This window comes from Anaerotignum lactatifermentans (assembly GCF_016902535.1).
Lineage (GTDB): Bacteria > Bacillota > Clostridia > Lachnospirales > Anaerotignaceae > Anaerotignum > Anaerotignum lactatifermentans_A.
Window position 1 is genome coordinate 99,376 of sequence record NZ_JACSNY010000008.1, and the last position, 15,390, is coordinate 114,765.

Consider the following 15,390-nt stretch of genomic DNA (forward strand, 5'->3'; position numbering starts at 1 on the left):
AGCTGGAAGCAAAATCAAGTCTGCTTCCAGCTTTTTTGTATTTGCTATTGTATGTGGTTGACTAAGGAATATTGTTTAAGCGTGAGTTTGTGATATTGGGTGTGGTATCTTTAACTATGGGAAACTCCCCGCTCCCATTTGGAAACGGTTTTCGGGCTAATCTGGAGCAGATCGGCACTTTCTTTCTGGGTCAGGCCCTTTTCCAGCCGCAGGCGGCGCAGCAGCTGCCCGGTCATGTTGGTGTCCATGGGATTTCACCTCCTGTTCCTATGATAGCATGGTTTCGGCCGCCGTCAATCTACGCTTCGTAGAGGGCGGCAATATTGGAAGCAGCAGCTTTTTAGAATGGTTTTTGATCTATGGCGGGAATAGGTTTCTATGATCGGAATACCACAAAAAACTGCCGGAAGAACAAAAGCCCCGCCAGAAACAGGGATGCGCCCAGACCACTGTAAAATACGGCGATAAAGACCTCCGGTACCAGATGAAAGGCCCGCAGGGAGATCCCCATGGCAATCATGAAGGCCATGATGCAGAAGGAACGTCTGTCGAAAAATTCCCAGAAGAAGAACCGTTCTTTTGGGGAAGAAAGGATGCGGACCGTATGCTTTTTTACCAGCCGGCCGAAGACACCTGCCTGAAAGAGGACAAAAATCAACGCCGACAGAGCCAGCCGCAGGGGCGTTACCAAAGAGGCATAGGCCAGAACACCCAGCCGCAGGACATTAAATCCGGCAATGCTCCAGACGATGCCCGCCAGCAGGAAGAGGGTCTGTTTTTTTACCACAGGTCCTCACCTGCCTTTGGTGGATAGAGGGCACGCCGGAGAAGAACGGTGAGCACATGGCAGTCCCGGGCGTCTTCCGAGAGCAGCAGAAGAAGGCTGCGGAAGGAAAATGCCGCCAGTTCTTCTTTTGTCAGGCCATGGGAAAAAGCGGCGGAGGAAATGAGAGGGTCTTTCTCCAGCATCCCCAGAAGGCTTTGCCGGATGTGGTCATAGATCTGCTGCCGCTGCTGCAGGGCGGCGTCCTTGTCGTTTCCGGAAAAGATCTCCCTATGGGTCTGGAAAAATCCGGAATATTGTTTAGCCCCTTCTTTTAATTTCCGGAACAAATCCTCCAGAAACCGGCAGAAATCTCTTTCTGTCGGGGTTTGCAGTCCGCCGTGGAAGATTTCCTGCCAGACAGAGGCCACAACAGCGGCCAGCAGGTCAGCTTTGTGGGGAAAATACTGATAGACGGAGCCGACGGAGATACCGGCCTGAGCGGCGACGGCCCGTATTTGCAGAGCCGCCAGCCCTTGGGCATGGGCCAGTTCTCTGGCGGCGGCCAGAATATGTTCTTTTGAGGTGGTTTTGGGATGCATGGGCATCCTCCTTTCCAATGAAATTGAACAATGTTCATTTTAAAGGATTTCCGGGATTTGTCAAGAAAAAAGAGCAGGGAGAAATACGAACAAGGGTTCTTTTTCCTGTGATTTTATGGTATACTTCTTTTTATGGTATCTTTTGCAAAAAGAAAGGAGGGGGACCATGGAAGAGATCAGAATTACCGGCGAGGTGGAAAGTATTATTTATGAAAATAAGGAAAACGGCTATACCGTGTTTTCTTTGACCACAGAGGATGACGAAGTCACCTGCGTGGGCATCGTGCCGCAGATTCATACGGGGGAGACCCTGGAGATCGGTGGCAAATGGTCCATCCATCCTGTTTACGGCAGACAGATACAGGTGCAGTATTACGAGAAATCCATGCCCACCACCAAAAGCGGCATGGAAAAATATCTGGCATCGGGGCTGATCCGAGGCATTGGGCCAAAAACGGCCAAAAAGATTGTGGAACGCTTTGGCGAGGCTTCGTTCTATGTCATTGAGGAAAAGCCGGAGCAGCTGGCGGAGATCCGGGGTCTGACTTATGAAAAGGCCTTGCAGATTTCCCAGATTTTCCGGGAACAGCATGAACTGCGCCGGGCCATGATCTTTTTGCAGGGATTTGATGTGTCCCCGGCCTATGCCATGCGCATATATAAGAAATACAAATCCCGTACCTTTGATATTGTCAAAACCAATCCCTACCGGCTGGCTGACGATATCTGGGGCATCGGCTTCCGTATGGCGGATAAAATGGCGGCGGAGGCGGGAATACAGGCCGACGATCCCAACCGGGTAAAGGCGGCGGTGAAATATGTGCTGAATCAGGCGGCGGGCAACGGACACTGCTATCTGCCCAAGGAGGAACTGGCAGAGCAGGCGGGGCAGCTGCTGGGACTGCATCCGGATTTTGTGGAAAACGCCCTTCGGGAGTTGCAGGTGGACGGGGAAATCTGGCAGGAAAATCTGCGAGGTGTTACAGCGGTATACCTGAATTTCTATTTTTACGCGGAAATGGCGGTGGCAAAGCGGCTGCTGGAGCTTTCCGGGGAAAGAACAGAGCAAAGCATGGAAAAAACGGCCAGAGAAATCGCCGCCGTGGAAAAGCAGACCGGGGTGATTCTGGCGGAGGAACAGCGGGCGGCCGTGCAGGAGGCCATGAGCCGGGGTGTGCTCATTGTTACCGGCGGCCCGGGGACCGGCAAGACCACCACCATCAATACCATTTTGCGTATTCTGAAAAAAGAGGATGTGGAGGTAGTGCTGGCGGCGCCTACGGGACGGGCGGCCAAACGGATGACAGAGGCCACCGGTGTGGAGGCCCAGACCATCCACAGACTGTTGGAAACTTCCTTCCTCAGTGATGACAGCCGCCGCCAGACCTTTGAACGGAATGAGGAAAATCCCATTGAGGCCGACGTCATCATCATTGACGAGACTTCCATGGTGGATCTTCTGCTGATGCAGTCTCTGCTGCGGGCGGTGGCGCCGGGGACCCGGCTGATTTTCGTGGGGGATATGGACCAGCTGCCATCTGTGGGGCCGGGAAATGTCTTAAAAGATATGATCCGCAGCCAACGCCTGCCGGTGGTGCGTCTGGCCCATATTTTCCGGCAGGCTCAGGAAAGCGCCATCATCATGAACGCCCACCGTATCAATGGGGGAGAAGAACCGGTACTCAACGAAAAGGGAACGGATTTCTTTTTCCTGCGGCGGACCTTTGGGGAGGACGTGGTGACGGCCATCCGGGATCTGATCGTAAAACGTCTGCCGGGATTTACAGGGCGGGACGGTATGCAGGATATGCAGGTCTTGACACCCATGCGCAAGGGACTGCTGGGGGTGCAGCATTTAAACAGCGTATTGCAGCAGGCTTTGAATCCGCCACAGGAAGGCCGGAAGGAAAAGGAATTCCGCCAGATGGTCTTCCGGGAAGGCGACAAGGTCATGCAGATCAAAAACAACTATAATATGGCATGGCGGGTTTATAACGCCATGGGGAAACGATGCGATGAGGGCGCCGGTATTTTCAACGGCGACGAAGGCAGGATACAGTCCATCGACGAAGTCAACGAGACCATGCGGGTGGTCTTTGACGATGGGAAAGTGGTGGATTACGACTTTTCCCAGCTGGAGGAGCTGGAACTGGCCTATGCCATTACCATTCATAAATCTCAGGGCAGTGAGTACCCGGTGGTGATTCTGCCGGTACACAGCGGGCCGCCTATGCTGATGACAAGGAACCTGCTGTATACGGCCATTACCAGAGCCAGAGAACTGGTGGTGCTGGTAGGTCTGCCGGAGACCATCTCCGCTATGGTGGCCAACGACAGAGAGGTGGGCCGGTATACGGGTCTGACGGAACGGATACAGAATCTGGATGACTTTATGCGGGAGGCGGAAGAATGAAGGACTGGAAGAAAATAATCCGCGAGTTTTTCTTTCCGCCTCACTGCCTGATCTGCGGTGAAGTGCTGGCGTTGGAGGAGCGGGGCGAAAAGCTCTGCCCCAAATGTCTGGCGCATATCCCCTTTCTGACGGGAGACCAGTGTGCCCAGTGCGGCAGAACCATTCCGGGAAAGGCCACCTGCCACCGGTGCATGCTGGAGGATTTCCCCTTTTCCCGGGGCGCGGCGGCTTTTTCCTATGAGGTGATGCGTAAGCCCATCGCCTGTTTTAAATTTCAGGGCTACCGCTATGACGGCGCGGAGCTGGGCGGACTGATGGCACGGTATCTGAAGGAACGCTTTCCGGATTGGATCGAATGGACGGATATGATGGCGGCAGTGCCGCTGCATCCCAGAAAGCGGAAGAAGAGAGGATTTAATCAGGCGGATCTGCTTTGCCGGAAGATTTCGGCGGAAACGGGAATGGTCTATGTGCCGGATCTGCTTCGCCGTGTGATCCATACCCGGCCCCAGAGCAGTCTGAACGCTGCCCAGCGGCGGGAAAATCTGAAAGACGCCTTTGCGCTGGCACCGGGAGCGCAGGTGGAAGGCAGGCATATCCTGCTGGTGGACGATATTTTTACCACAGGCAGCACCCTTCGGGAATGCAGCCGGGTACTGCTGCGTTTAGGCGCGGCGGAGGTCCGTGTTTTTTGTCTGTCGGTGGTAGAGGATTTTCAATCTGTGTAAAAAAAGGAGAAAAAAGAATCATATTTTATGAAAGTAGCAGATTTTGAAAAAAATCTGCATTTTCCTTTGTAAACGAAAGAAAAAAAGAGTATAATTTTGTACCGTAATGGAGAGAATCGGTAAGAAAGATTAGGGAGATAAAACAATGGTACGGATAGGATTTGATAATGACAAATATTTGAAAATGCAGTCAGAACGGATCAAAAAGCGCATTAGCCAGTTTGGCGGCAAGCTGTATCTGGAATTTGGCGGCAAGCTTTTTGACGATTATCACGCTTCCCGGGTACTGCCCGGTTTCAAGCCCGACAGCAAGATCAAAATGCTGGTACAGCTGAAGGAGGATGTGGAGATCGTTCTGGCCATCAACGCGGGGGATATTGAGAAAAATAAAGTCCGGGGCGATCTGGGCATTACCTATGATATGGACGTCCTGCGGCTCATTGACGCCTTCCGGGGCTATGGGCTGTATGTGGGCAGTGTGGTGCTGACCCAGTTCGCCGGGCAGGAAAGTGCGCTGGCTTACCAGAAGAAGCTGGAAACTCTGGGCCTTCGGGTATACCGCCACTATACGATCCCCGGCTATCCCAGCAACGTGCCCCTTATCGTCAGCGAAGAGGGCTTTGGCAAAAATGAGTATGTGGAAACAGAGCGTTCTCTGGTGGTAGTAACAGCGCCCGGTCCCGGCAGCGGCAAAATGGCGGTCTGTCTTTCCCAGCTGTACCATGAAAATAAGAGGGGTATCCAGGCGGGCTATGCCAAATTCGAGACCTTCCCCATCTGGAACATGCCTTTGCGCCATCCCGTAAACCTGGCTTACGAGGCGGCAACGGCGGATCTGAACGATCTGAATATGATCGACCCCTTCCATCTGGAGGCCTATGGTGAAACCACCGTCAACTATAACAGAGACGTAGAGGTATTCCCTGTACTGAACGCCATGTTCGAGAAGATTTATGGGGAATCTCCTTATAAATCCCCGACGGATATGGGTGTTAACATGGTAGGCAACTGCATCATTGACGACGAGGCGGTGCAGGAGGCCTCCAAAAACGAAATCGTGCGTCGGTATTATAAGGCTCTCTGCGAACAGAGAAAGGGCAACGGCGGCGAGGAAGCCATCTATAAACTGGAGCTTTTGATGAAGCAGGCAGGTACCGGCATCAGCGACAGACCTGTGGCGGCGGCAGCTATCCAGCGCGCGGAAGAAACCGGCGCACCGGCGGCGGCCATCGAACTGCCGGACGGCACCATTGTCACCGGCAAGACCAGCTCCCTTCTGGGCGCGTCCTCGGCTATGCTGTTAAACGCCCTGAAAAAGCTGGCCAATCTGGAGCATGATGTGAAGCTGATTTCGCCTACCATCATCGAGCCCATCCAGCATTTGAAGGTATCCCATCTGGGGAACCATAACCCCAGACTGCACACAGATGAAATCCTCATCGCCCTGTGTATCTGCGCGGCGACAGACGAAAAGGCGGAACTGGCGATGCAGCAGCTGGAAAAGCTGAAATGCTGTGAGGTACATTCCTCTGTCATCCTTTCGGCGGTAGATGAGAATGTATTCAACAAGCTGGGGGTCAACCTGACCTGCGAGCCCAAATACCAGACAAAGAAACTGTTCCACGGCAAAGCGTAAGCCGCGGAGAAAGATACGAAGCGTTCGGAGAAATTTCCCCGGACGCTTTTCTTTTGGGGAAAAGACAGGTACAATGAAAAGAAAAAAGGAGGGACCTCCATGAAAAGAACATTTCCTAAAATAGAACTGCATCTGCATCTGGACGGCTCCATGCTGCCGGAAACAGCATGGGAACTGGCAAAGGAGCAGGGTGTTGTGATGCCGGCGGAGAATTTAGAGGATTTTCGGAAATTTATCGTTGTGACGGCGGACTGCCGCAGTGTCAACGAATATCTGGAGCGGTTCGAGCTGCCCCTGCGTCTGCTCCAAAACCCGGCGGCGCTGAGGAGAGTCACCAAAGAACTGATCTGTCTGCTGCACAGTCAGGGGGTGGCCTATGGGGAAATCCGTTTCGCGCCGCAGCTGCATACCAGAGAAGGAATGAGCCAGCGGGATGCCGTGGAAGCTGTGCTGAAAGGCAGAGAAGAAGGACTGGCCCTCTGCCCCGGTATCGGTGTCAATATCCTCCTTTGCGCCATGAGCATTGGTACGGCGGAGGTCAATAAAAAAGAAAATCTGGAAACGGTGGAACTGGCGGCTCAATATCTGGGCAAAGGCGTTGCCGCCGTTGATCTGGCCGGGGCCGAGGGCATTGTGCCTTTAAAGAAATTTTCCTATATTTTCGACCGGGCAAAGGAACTGGGGGTGCCTTTTACCTGCCACGCAGGGGATAGTCAGGGGCCGGAAACGGTAAAAGACGCTTTGGATTTTGGGACGAAGCGTATCGGCCACGGCCATCGCGTCATAGAGGATGCGGCGCTGTGCCAAAGAGCCATCCAAGAAGGGGTGACACTGGAAATCTGCCCTACCAGCAATATCCAGTGCCAGAGTCAGCCCTCCTATGAGGCACACCCCGCAAAAAGACTCTTTGATCTGGGGATGAGGATTACCATCAACACGGATAATATGATTTTGTCTGATATTGATCTGGACAAGGAGTATGACCATTGTGTAAAAGAAATGGGATTTACGGAAAAAGACCTGATCCGGATGAATCTTTACGCGGCGGAGGCTTCTTTCCAGTCTTTGGAGGAGAAGGAAAAACTGGCGGCAAAGCTGCGAGCCTGTCTGGAAGAAGAAAGGAGGCAAGTGGATTGATTGAAATTGTATTTCAAAACAGTGCGGCTATTTCTTTGGGAAATGCCCAGACCTATGGAAAAGGTCCCTATCAGAGCGGAGTTATCGCCTATATGTACCATAGAGAGGACGGAGGGGAGGTTTCGGAAGAAGAAATAGCCCGGATGCAGAAAGAATGGGAAAAAGAGGAACAAGAAAGATGGGAAAGGGCAGTGCCTTTGGGCGGAAAGAAAGAAGATGTATTTGCTTTCCCGCTGGATTTTGACATAGGAGATATTCAAAAAGACGGCATAGATGATGCTCGTTTCAGGGAATTGCAGAAACAGAGCAGATTTTTATGTGGAAGAGAACCGCTTTCCACAGCGGAACAAATTTTTGAGAATGCCCGTAAAAATCTGGAGGTCATCCAAAAAAGAATGGCAAAAGGAGAGGCAGCGCGGATTTGGTACAGCGATGCGCCGGAGGAAATGTGCGGTTTTATGTGGTTTTTGGCACAGGTTTTTTCATGGGGATTTCCGACAAAGGTGTTTGGGGTAAAACTTCCTTTATGGGTATGGGAAGACGGCAAGGAAGAGGTAACTGCATACAGCGGCTGGAAAGAGGTTTCCGCCGGAGAATGGCATCAGTATCTGCATCTGCAAAAAGAATTGCCGGGGACAGTAGTCGCCTATGGCGCCGGAAGATGGAAAGAACTGCAGGCGGAAAACGCGCCTTTGCGGGTGGTGCTCAATGGCAGAGTGCAAAGTACGGCAGAGGATTTCTATGATGTTTTTATCAAAAAAGAAATTGCGGCGCAGGAGGAAGTTTTTGGGGAAGGAACACTGGCGGCTGCGGTTTTGCAAAAAATCTGTGGTGTTAAAATGGATTGGATCGCCCGCAGGATAACAGATATGATACAAAAAGGAGAATTGGAAGCACTGCCTGCGGCAAAAGAAGAATGGTCTTACGACAGGCTGCTGAAACGAAAGAATTTCTGACATAATGGGTTTTGGAACAGAAAAAACGAGGCGTTACAAGGTTTTTATGCCTGTAAAACGCCTCGTTTTAATTTTTGTTTGTCTGTCAGAATCCCCGGAAAAAAGGGGCTTTTGACAAAAAGATCAGATTGGCAGATACCTGCAAATATCCGCCGAATCAGCGTACAAAGAATTTTTTATTTTTGAATCAGGTGCATAGCGAGGTCATAATCTGTTTTTTTCACATAAATCTTGTATTCGATGCAGCGGCTTAAATCTACGCCGAAGGTGCTGTCGCGGCTTCCGCCCAGAGGAGAGGGGGAAGACAGATTTTTGGTGGCAACTTCATAATCAATGCTGTTGTTTTTCAGGATATCCCGCACACGGGCCTGTTCGTTGATATCGTAGGTGATGCAGATCTCTTTTCTGTTGAATACGTTAATCATAGTAGCCCTCCTTTTCCAGAAGCGAGACGGCCTTTCGCACGTCTTTTTTATAAACAGAGAATTCATAGAGCATTTCCCGGTTCAGCATCTGTTCCGCGTCCACCACAGGCGCGAAGCCGGGCAGGGCGTTAGGGTCTTTGACGCTGACGTCGTATTCCAGCTGGTGTTCCTCCAGCAGCCGACGCAGACGGGCCTGCTCCTCCAAAGTATGCACGGTGCAGACGGAAACGCTGTTGAACGATGTAAACATAATGCTCCTCCTTTGTTTTTTTGGATGTGTTTTCATTATATCATATTCCTATGTGGAAAAAAACCGGTAACAGCCCATGGCGGCCAAAATAATGCCAGACAAGAGCGTGTAGCGGTTTTCCCTGGGTTCCGGCAGAAGGATCAGCTTTTTGCCCAGGGCCGACCCCAGAGAAAGAAACAGCGTCTGGAAGCAGGCGGCAAAGAGGGGGAGGGCCCAGTGGGACAGGCCGGAAAGAGCGATGGTCAGCCCGGCGCCCAGGGAGTCGGCGGAGAGAACCAGCCCCAGCAGAAGGGCCTCCTTTGGCTCGATGGCGGAAGAAAGGTCTTTGTCACAGGCAGAAGGATTTTGCAGGAGCGAAGTCTGGGACGGGGGCTCTTTTTTCTGGAACAGACCGTTTTTGATGAACCAGAGGCCGAAGAAAAACAAAAATGCGGCGGCGCCTTTGGCTAGTGGGGCGAAGGGGAAGAAGGATGCCAACCAGCCCCCCAGAGACAGTACCATCACCATCATAGCCAGAGATTCGGCACCCAGCAGAAACAGAGAGATTTTTGGAAAATGAATCCGGCGAAGGCCGTAGGAAACACCGACGCCCAAGGCGTCCGCGCTGAGGGAAAAAGCCAGCAGCAGGGAAGAAAACATAAACCACACCTCCTGTCATTATCATATGCGGCAGTCATTTTTTTGGGAGAGAAGGCATAGAGTGGAAAAAGAGGACAACCACAAAAACAGGAAATGGGTGAGGATATGGAATGGTGGACAATGGAAGCAAAAGAGGTAAGGCAGGCCCTGGGCACAGACCAGGCCAGGGGACTGACCCGGCAGGAGGCGAAACGGAGGCTGGAGGAAATGGGGAGGAATGAATTGGCCCAAAGCGGCGGGAAACGAAATCTGCTGTTTCGGTTTCTGGCCCAGTTTCAGGACTTCATGATTCTGCTGCTGCTGGGGGCGGCGGCGGTTTCTGTCCTTTTATCCTGGCACAGAGGTGATGGGGAATATCTGGATGCCGTGATTATTATGGTGATTGTGGTATTTAACGCTTTGCTGGGGACCATACAGGAAAGCAAGGCGGAAAAGGCGCTGGAGGCATTGAAAAACATGTCGGCTCCTACGGCTTCGGTACTGCGGGAGGGACAAGTCTGCCGTATTCCGGCGGCGGAGGTGGTGCCGGGAGATCTGGTGCTGCTTTCGGCGGGGGATTATATCTGCGCCGATGGCAGAGTGGTGGAAAGTAATGGCATGAAAACAGAGGAAAGTGCCGTTACCGGGGAATCCATGGCGGTGGAAAAAGAAAGCGACCGGATTTTTCCGGCGGATACGCCTTTGGGAGACCGGAAAAATATGGTTCTTTCCGGCGGATATGTTCTTTCCGGCAGAGGGCGAATGGTAGTAACGGCCACGGGTATGGAGACGGAGGTGGGCCGTATTGCCCATCTGCTTTCTCAGCAGGAGGACAGCGAAACGCCTTTGCAGAAAAAACTGGCCCGGACAGGCCAGCTGCTGGGAGTGGGCGCTCTGGCCATCTGTGCCTTTATTTTCTGTCTGGGCATATTACAGCAGAAACCGCCCTTTCAGATGTTCATGACCTCCGTCAGTCTGGCGGTGGCGGCCATTCCTGAGGGACTGCCTGCCATCGTCACCATTGTGCTGGCGCTGGGGACACAGCGTTTATCCAAACGCAATACTATCGTCCGTAGGCTGCCGGCGGTGGAAACGCTGGGGGGCGCGGAGGTCATCTGTTCTGACAAGACAGGGACTCTGACCCAGAACAGGATGCAGGTAAAAATGGTGACGGGAGGCACCAAAGGAGCGGATCAGAAGCAGAAAGAGCGTATTCTGACCTTTTTCGCCCTGTGCAGCGACTGCCGCATGGAAAAAGGAAAGCTGGCGGGAGAGCCTACGGAACTGGCGCTGGCGGAGGCGGCGCTGGCGGAGGGCATTTCGCCGGAGGAGCTTTGGCGGGAAATGCCCAGAGAGGGGGAAATCCCTTTTTCCTCCGCCAGAAAACGGATGACCACACTGCACCGCACCGAAGAAGGCGGATGGATTACCGTTACCAAAGGGGCGCCGGAGTACCTTCTGGAGCGATGCGATTATGTGATGGAAGGGGACCGGCAGGCGGCTTTTGACAGTGGGCGCAAAAGCAAGGCACAGCTCCAGAACGGGGAGATGGCGGCCAAGGCCCTTCGCGTAGTGGCGGCGGCCTTTCGTCTCTGGGACAGAAAACCGGAAATGACGGAGGAGGTGGAGCGGCATATGGTCTTTGCCGGTATGGCCGGCATGGAGGACCCTCCCCGAAAAGAAGCGATGGAGGCGGTGCGGCTCTGCCGGCAGGCGGGGATTCGTCCTGTGATGATTACGGGGGACCATGTATTGACAGCGGAAGCGGTGGCATCCCAGCTGGGGATTCTGGAAAAGGGCGGCAGTTCCATGACGGGGGCGCAGCTGGAGGCCATGGACGAGGAGGCGTTAGCCAAAGCGGCGGCGGAATGCAGTGTTTTCGCCAGAGTGGCGCCGGAGCATAAGGTGCGGATCGTAAAGGCGTTGCAGAAGGCGGGCTATGTGGTGGCCATGACGGGGGACGGCGTCAATGACGCTCCGGCCCTGAAAGCGGCGGACATTGGCTGTGCCATGGGCAAAAGCGGGACGGAAGTCGCTAAGGGGGCTTCTGATCTGATTTTGACGGATGATAATTTTGCCACCATTGTGACGGCGGTGGAGGAAGGCCGGGGTATCTACGACAATATCCGTAAGGCGGTGCATTTTCTCCTTTCCAGCAATATCGGCGAGATCCTGACCATACTGGGGGCCATGGTGCTGGGCTGGCAGACGCCGCTGCTGCCCATTCAGCTGCTGTGGGTGAATCTGGTGACGGATTCTCTGCCGGCGGTGGCCCTGGGATTGGAACCGGTGGAAAAGGATTGCATGTGCCGTCCGCCCAGAAAGGAAAAGAGCCTTTTTTCCGGCGGCCTGGGCAGTTCCATCCTGGTGGAGGGGCTGATGATCGGTATGCTGGCGCTGCTGGCCTTTGGCATTGGTTATGTGTATTTCGACCGGGGCGGCGAAGGGACTGTGGGGCGGACCATGGCCTTTGCGGTGCTTTCTCTTTCTCAGTTGGTCCATGCCTTCAATATGCGCTCGGAACATTCTCTGTTCCGGGAACGTCCTCTGGGGAATCCCTGGCTGGTGGGAGCTTTTCTGGCGGGAACGCTGCTGCAGTGCGGCGCCATTACCCTGCCGTTTTGCCAGAAGATTTTTGGCACGGCGGCACTGGACGGGACACAGTGGCTGGCAACGCTGGCACTGGCCTTTGCGCCCCTGCCTATTGTGGAACTGGAAAAGCTGTTACGGAAAAAACGCGGAAAAACAGAAGCGGAATAAAGAGGGGCAGGAACGCCAAAAAGGTGTTCCGCCCTTCTTTTTTTTGCCCGCGGAAGGGCGGAAAAAGAGGGAAAAGCCCGAAAACAGGCGAAAGACGGCAAAAAAGACTTTTCTCCCCCCGTGTTTCATGATATAATCTGAATGTTAGGGCGAAGTTAAGTTTTTGCTCATTGTGAATGATTCGGAAGGAAGATTGTATTTTATGGATAAATTGATTGTGCAGGGGCGGAAACGCCTGGTTGGCGAGGTCTCTATCAGCGGCGCGAAAAACGCAGCGGTAGCGGTGATCCCCGCGGCGATTATGGCGGAGGGCGTCAGCGTGCTGGAAAATCTGCCCAGCATTGAGGATGTCAGAAGTTTATGCCATACCATTGAAAAACTGGGTGGGAAATGCACCTATCAGGATGAGCATACGCTGCAGATCGACTGCGGCGGCGGGATCGATTATCGGGCGACTTTTGAGGAAGTCCAGAAGATCCGTGCTTCCTATTATTTCCTTGGGGCGCTGCTGGCCCGGTACAAAAAGGCGGAGGTAGCGCTGCCCGGCGGCTGTAATTTCGGTGTCAGACCCATTGACCTGCATCTGAAGGGCTTCCGTGCGCTGGGGGCTACGGTAGAAGAAGGCAACGGCATGGTAAGAGCTTACGCGGATCGTCTGATCGGTACTTCTATTTACATGGATCAGGTCAGCGTAGGGGCTACCATCAATATTATGCTGGCGGCTACCATGGCGGAAGGCGTGACGACCATTGAAAACGCGGCCAAAGAGCCGCATGTAGTAGATACAGCCAACTATCTGAATATGATGGGGGCCAATATCAAAGGCGCGGGTACGGATGTGATCCGTATCAGAGGGGTGGAAAAGCTCCATGGCGCTCAGTACACCATTATCCCGGACCAGATCGAGGCAGGGACCTACATGATCGCGGCGGCTATCACCGGCGGGGATGTGCTGGTAAAAAATATTATCCCCAAACATATGGATTCTCTGACAGCTAAGCTGGATGAGATGAATGTAACCATTGAGGAGCATGATGATTCTATCCGTGTAACGGCCAACCGGCCTTTGCATGGGGCGAATGTAAAAACCATGAGCTACCCCGGATTCCCCACAGACTTACAGCCCCAGATCGCGGCGCTTTTGAGCGTATGCGGCGGGAACAGCGTCATTACGGAGAATGTCTGGGAGAACAGATATCAGTATATCGATGAACTGCGCAAGCTGGGCGCACAGGTGGAAATTGACGGCAGAATCGCCCGGATTCAGGGTGTGGACCGACTCCATGGCGCAAAAGTCAGCGCTACGGACCTGCGGGCAGGGGCGGCCATGATTCTGGCGGCGCTGGCGGCGGAAGGCGAAAGCGAGATCGACGGTGTGAAATATATCGACCGCGGCTATGAGCATGTGGAGCACAAGTTCAATGCTCTGGGCGCGAAAATCACCCGTGTACAGGTATAACAGAAAGAAACGGCGAAAAAAAGGGAAGGCGCGGAATTTGATGCGGAAGGCAGGATTTCGCGTTTTCTTGTGTCATAGAACAGGAAAAATCAAACAACGAAGAGAGGTGAAAAGAGATGGATATGGAATTCTGTACCATTGCCAGCGGCAGCAGCGGAAACAGTCTGTATATCGGCAGTCCCCATACGAAAATACTTATTGACGCCGGTGTCAGCGGCAAACGGATCACGGAAGGTCTGGCCCAGCTGAAACTGACAGGGGAGGAGATCGACGCTTTGTTCATCACTCATGAGCATCTGGACCATATCAAGGGGGCCGGGGTGTTTTCCAGAAAATATGATGTGCCCATTTATGCCACCATGGAGACCTGGGCAGCCATGGAGGGGAATCTGGGAAAGATTTCGCCCAGGAACAAGCGGTTCATTTACGCCGGGGAGACCTGTGTTGTCAATGATCTCTGCGTCCATCCCTTTTCCATCCCCCATGACGCGGCGGACCCAGTGGGGTACAGCGTGACGGCGGGGAAAAAGAAAATCACTGCCGCTACGGATATCGGACATATTACAGACACTCTGCGGGAAAATCTGGAGGGAAGTCAGGTACTGCTGCTGGAGGCCAACCATGACGAGGAACTGCTGAAAAAGGGCAGCTATCCCTGGCACCTGAAACAGCGGATTCTGGGAGAAAAAGGCCATTTATCCAACAAAAGCGCGGGCGCGCTGCTGGCGGAGATTGTGACGGGCGAAATGCGCCATGTGTTCCTGGGGCATTTGAGCGAGGAAAATAACCGGCCTTATCTGGCCTATGAGACCGTAGAGGAGATTCTGGAACAGCATCGGATACGGCTGGGCGGCGCTTTGAAGATGGATATGGCGGCAAGATACAGCAACGGTGTGAAAATAACCATATAGGAGGCAGTTTATGCGGATCACGGTGGTTTGCGTAGGCAAGCTGAAGGAAAAATACTGGCAAGCAGCAGTGGCGGAGTACAGCAAGCGGCTGAGTCGCTACCATAAGCTGGAGATCATAGAGCTGGCGGACGAGAAAGCGCCGGAGACCATGAGTCAGGCCCAGGAGGAAGAGGTCAAGCAGAAGGAAGGAGAGCGGATCTTAAAGGCGTTAAAGGACGACGCCTTTGTGATGGCGCTGGCCATTGAGGGGAAGATGATGACATCCGAGGAGTTGTCGGCGTTTTTGGAGAAAAAGGCTGTCGGCGGTGTCAGCCATATTGCCTTTGTCATTGGCGGATCTCTGGGTCTTGCGCCGGCGGTGATGAAACGGGCGGATTACGCCCTCAGCTTTTCCCCTATGACATTCCCCCATCAGATGATGCGGGTGGTTCTGCTGGAGCAGGTGTACCGAGCGGAGAAGATCCGGCGGAAAGAGCCGTACCACAAATAAAATAGAGAAAAAGTGATTTTAAAAAGAATAAAATCCAGTGAAAAGAGAATCGCCGGAACCCTTTATACTGTCAGGGTTTTGGCGATTGTTGTTTTCTGATGAAGAAGCCCTTGGGAGGGGCTCTTTTTTTATGGGTTTGAATTTATAATCTAAGTGCAACAAGTAAAAATGACTCACAGTTTCTGGTAAAATGGTGTTTGCAAAGACATCCATTAAACTAGGAGGAACTATGAGCCACTATA

General features: G+C 53.1%; 15 protein-coding genes. 9 read left to right on the plus strand and 6 right to left on the minus strand.

What is annotated here, in order from left to right; genetic code table 11:
• Positions 1-110: 110 nt before the first annotated feature.
• The 3 genes from H9X84_RS08080 to H9X84_RS08090 all read right to left on the minus strand — a co-directional run bounded on the left by H9X84_RS08080 (position 111) and on the right by H9X84_RS08090 (position 1,365).
• Complete coding sequence (locus H9X84_RS08080) at positions 111-248, minus strand: helix-turn-helix transcriptional regulator (RefSeq protein WP_205133704.1); 138 nt, start codon at positions 246-248, stop codon at positions 111-113.
• Between the two features lie 128 nt (positions 249-376).
• Positions 377-787 carry a hypothetical protein gene (locus H9X84_RS08085; RefSeq protein WP_205133703.1) on the minus strand — a complete coding sequence of 137 codons (411 nt, stop codon included), beginning with the start codon at positions 785-787 and terminating at the stop codon, positions 377-379.
• On the minus strand, positions 781-1,365 hold the full coding sequence (locus H9X84_RS08090; RefSeq protein WP_205133702.1) for a TetR/AcrR family transcriptional regulator: 585 nt from the start codon (positions 1,363-1,365) through the stop codon (positions 781-783). Before H9X84_RS08090 ends, H9X84_RS08085 begins: the two co-directional genes overlap by 7 nt.
• A gap of 166 nt (positions 1,366-1,531) precedes the next feature.
• Here H9X84_RS08090 and H9X84_RS08095 point away from each other — a divergent pair, with 166 nt between their 5' ends.
• The 5 genes from H9X84_RS08095 to H9X84_RS08115 all read left to right on the plus strand — a co-directional run bounded on the left by H9X84_RS08095 (position 1,532) and on the right by H9X84_RS08115 (position 8,235).
• On the plus strand, positions 1,532-3,778 hold the full coding sequence (locus tag H9X84_RS08095; protein WP_205133701.1) for an ATP-dependent RecD-like DNA helicase: 2,247 nt from the start codon (positions 1,532-1,534) through the stop codon (positions 3,776-3,778).
• Positions 3,775-4,506, plus strand: coding sequence for a ComF family protein (locus H9X84_RS08100; RefSeq protein ID WP_205133700.1), 732 nt, complete (start codon positions 3,775-3,777; stop codon positions 4,504-4,506). The genes H9X84_RS08095 and H9X84_RS08100 overlap by 4 nt, the downstream gene beginning before the upstream one ends.
• Before the next feature lie 145 nt (positions 4,507-4,651).
• Positions 4,652-6,142: a DUF1846 domain-containing protein gene (locus tag H9X84_RS08105; protein ID WP_205133699.1), complete on the plus strand. Its 1,491-nt coding sequence runs from the start codon at positions 4,652-4,654 to the stop codon at positions 6,140-6,142.
• Positions 6,143-6,241: 99 nt separating this feature from the next.
• Positions 6,242-7,279, plus strand: coding sequence for an adenosine deaminase (gene add / locus H9X84_RS08110; protein WP_205133698.1), 1,038 nt, complete (start codon positions 6,242-6,244; stop codon positions 7,277-7,279).
• Positions 7,276-8,235: a DUF3658 domain-containing protein gene (locus tag H9X84_RS08115; protein WP_205133697.1), complete on the plus strand. Its 960-nt coding sequence runs from the start codon at positions 7,276-7,278 to the stop codon at positions 8,233-8,235. The genes add and H9X84_RS08115 overlap by 4 nt, the downstream gene beginning before the upstream one ends.
• A gap of 176 nt (positions 8,236-8,411) precedes the next feature.
• Here H9X84_RS08115 and H9X84_RS08120 read toward each other — a convergent pair whose 3' ends face one another.
• The 3 genes from H9X84_RS08120 to H9X84_RS08130 are packed head-to-tail and all read right to left on the minus strand — an operon-like array spanning position 8,412 to position 9,549.
• A complete protein-coding gene (locus tag H9X84_RS08120; protein ID WP_205133696.1) occupies positions 8,412-8,660 on the minus strand; it encodes a hypothetical protein in 249 nt (82 codons plus the stop codon).
• Positions 8,653-8,910, minus strand: a complete 258-nt coding sequence (locus tag H9X84_RS08125; RefSeq protein ID WP_205133695.1) for a hypothetical protein — start codon at positions 8,908-8,910, stop codon at positions 8,653-8,655. Before H9X84_RS08125 ends, H9X84_RS08120 begins: the two co-directional genes overlap by 8 nt.
• Before the next feature lie 48 nt (positions 8,911-8,958).
• The gene (locus H9X84_RS08130; protein ID WP_205133694.1) at positions 8,959-9,549 is read right to left on the minus strand and encodes a manganese efflux pump; all 591 of its coding nucleotides are present in this window, start codon (positions 9,547-9,549) and stop codon (positions 8,959-8,961) included.
• 105 nt (positions 9,550-9,654) lie between these two features.
• On the opposite strand from H9X84_RS08130, the gene H9X84_RS08135 reads away from it, so the two are divergent.
• From H9X84_RS08135 to rlmH, 4 genes are all read left to right on the plus strand, one after another.
• On the plus strand, positions 9,655-12,288 hold the full coding sequence (locus H9X84_RS08135; RefSeq protein ID WP_205133693.1) for a calcium-translocating P-type ATPase, PMCA-type: 2,634 nt from the start codon (positions 9,655-9,657) through the stop codon (positions 12,286-12,288).
• 202 nt (positions 12,289-12,490) lie between these two features.
• Positions 12,491-13,747: a UDP-N-acetylglucosamine 1-carboxyvinyltransferase gene (locus H9X84_RS08140; RefSeq protein WP_205133692.1), complete on the plus strand. Its 1,257-nt coding sequence runs from the start codon at positions 12,491-12,493 to the stop codon at positions 13,745-13,747.
• A 116-nt stretch (positions 13,748-13,863) separates the two neighbouring features.
• Positions 13,864-14,658, plus strand: coding sequence for an MBL fold metallo-hydrolase (locus H9X84_RS08145; RefSeq protein ID WP_243423629.1), 795 nt, complete (start codon positions 13,864-13,866; stop codon positions 14,656-14,658).
• A 10-nt stretch (positions 14,659-14,668) separates the two neighbouring features.
• Positions 14,669-15,148 carry a 23S rRNA (pseudouridine(1915)-N(3))-methyltransferase RlmH gene (gene rlmH / locus H9X84_RS08150; protein ID WP_205133691.1) on the plus strand — a complete coding sequence of 160 codons (480 nt, stop codon included), beginning with the start codon at positions 14,669-14,671 and terminating at the stop codon, positions 15,146-15,148.
• The last annotated feature ends 242 nt before the right edge of the window (positions 15,149-15,390 follow it).

What these genes read in the sequence shown, in the direction of transcription:
- H9X84_RS08120 (WP_205133696.1), bottom strand. Translation starts at nt 8,660, where the DNA reads ATGATTAACGTATTCAACAGAAAAGAGATCTGCATCACCTACGATATC.
- rlmH (WP_205133691.1), top strand. Translation starts at nt 14,669, where the DNA reads ATGCGGATCACGGTGGTTTGCGTAGGCAAGCTGAAGGAAAAATACTGG.
- H9X84_RS08080 (WP_205133704.1), bottom strand. Translation starts at nt 248, where the DNA reads ATGGACACCAACATGACCGGGCAGCTGCTGCGCCGCCTGCGGCTGGAA.
- H9X84_RS08100 (WP_205133700.1), top strand. Translation starts at nt 3,775, where the DNA reads ATGAAGGACTGGAAGAAAATAATCCGCGAGTTTTTCTTTCCGCCTCAC.
- H9X84_RS08125 (WP_205133695.1), bottom strand. Translation starts at nt 8,910, where the DNA reads ATGTTTACATCGTTCAACAGCGTTTCCGTCTGCACCGTGCATACTTTG.
- add (WP_205133698.1), top strand. Translation starts at nt 6,242, where the DNA reads ATGAAAAGAACATTTCCTAAAATAGAACTGCATCTGCATCTGGACGGC.
- H9X84_RS08090 (WP_205133702.1), bottom strand. Translation starts at nt 1,365, where the DNA reads ATGCATCCCAAAACCACCTCAAAAGAACATATTCTGGCCGCCGCCAGA.
- H9X84_RS08095 (WP_205133701.1), top strand. Translation starts at nt 1,532, where the DNA reads ATGGAAGAGATCAGAATTACCGGCGAGGTGGAAAGTATTATTTATGAA.
- H9X84_RS08140 (WP_205133692.1), top strand. Translation starts at nt 12,491, where the DNA reads ATGGATAAATTGATTGTGCAGGGGCGGAAACGCCTGGTTGGCGAGGTC.
- H9X84_RS08145 (WP_243423629.1), top strand. Translation starts at nt 13,864, where the DNA reads ATGGATATGGAATTCTGTACCATTGCCAGCGGCAGCAGCGGAAACAGT.
- H9X84_RS08105 (WP_205133699.1), top strand. Translation starts at nt 4,652, where the DNA reads ATGGTACGGATAGGATTTGATAATGACAAATATTTGAAAATGCAGTCA.
- H9X84_RS08135 (WP_205133693.1), top strand. Translation starts at nt 9,655, where the DNA reads ATGGAATGGTGGACAATGGAAGCAAAAGAGGTAAGGCAGGCCCTGGGC.
- H9X84_RS08130 (WP_205133694.1), bottom strand. Translation starts at nt 9,549, where the DNA reads ATGTTTTCTTCCCTGCTGCTGGCTTTTTCCCTCAGCGCGGACGCCTTG.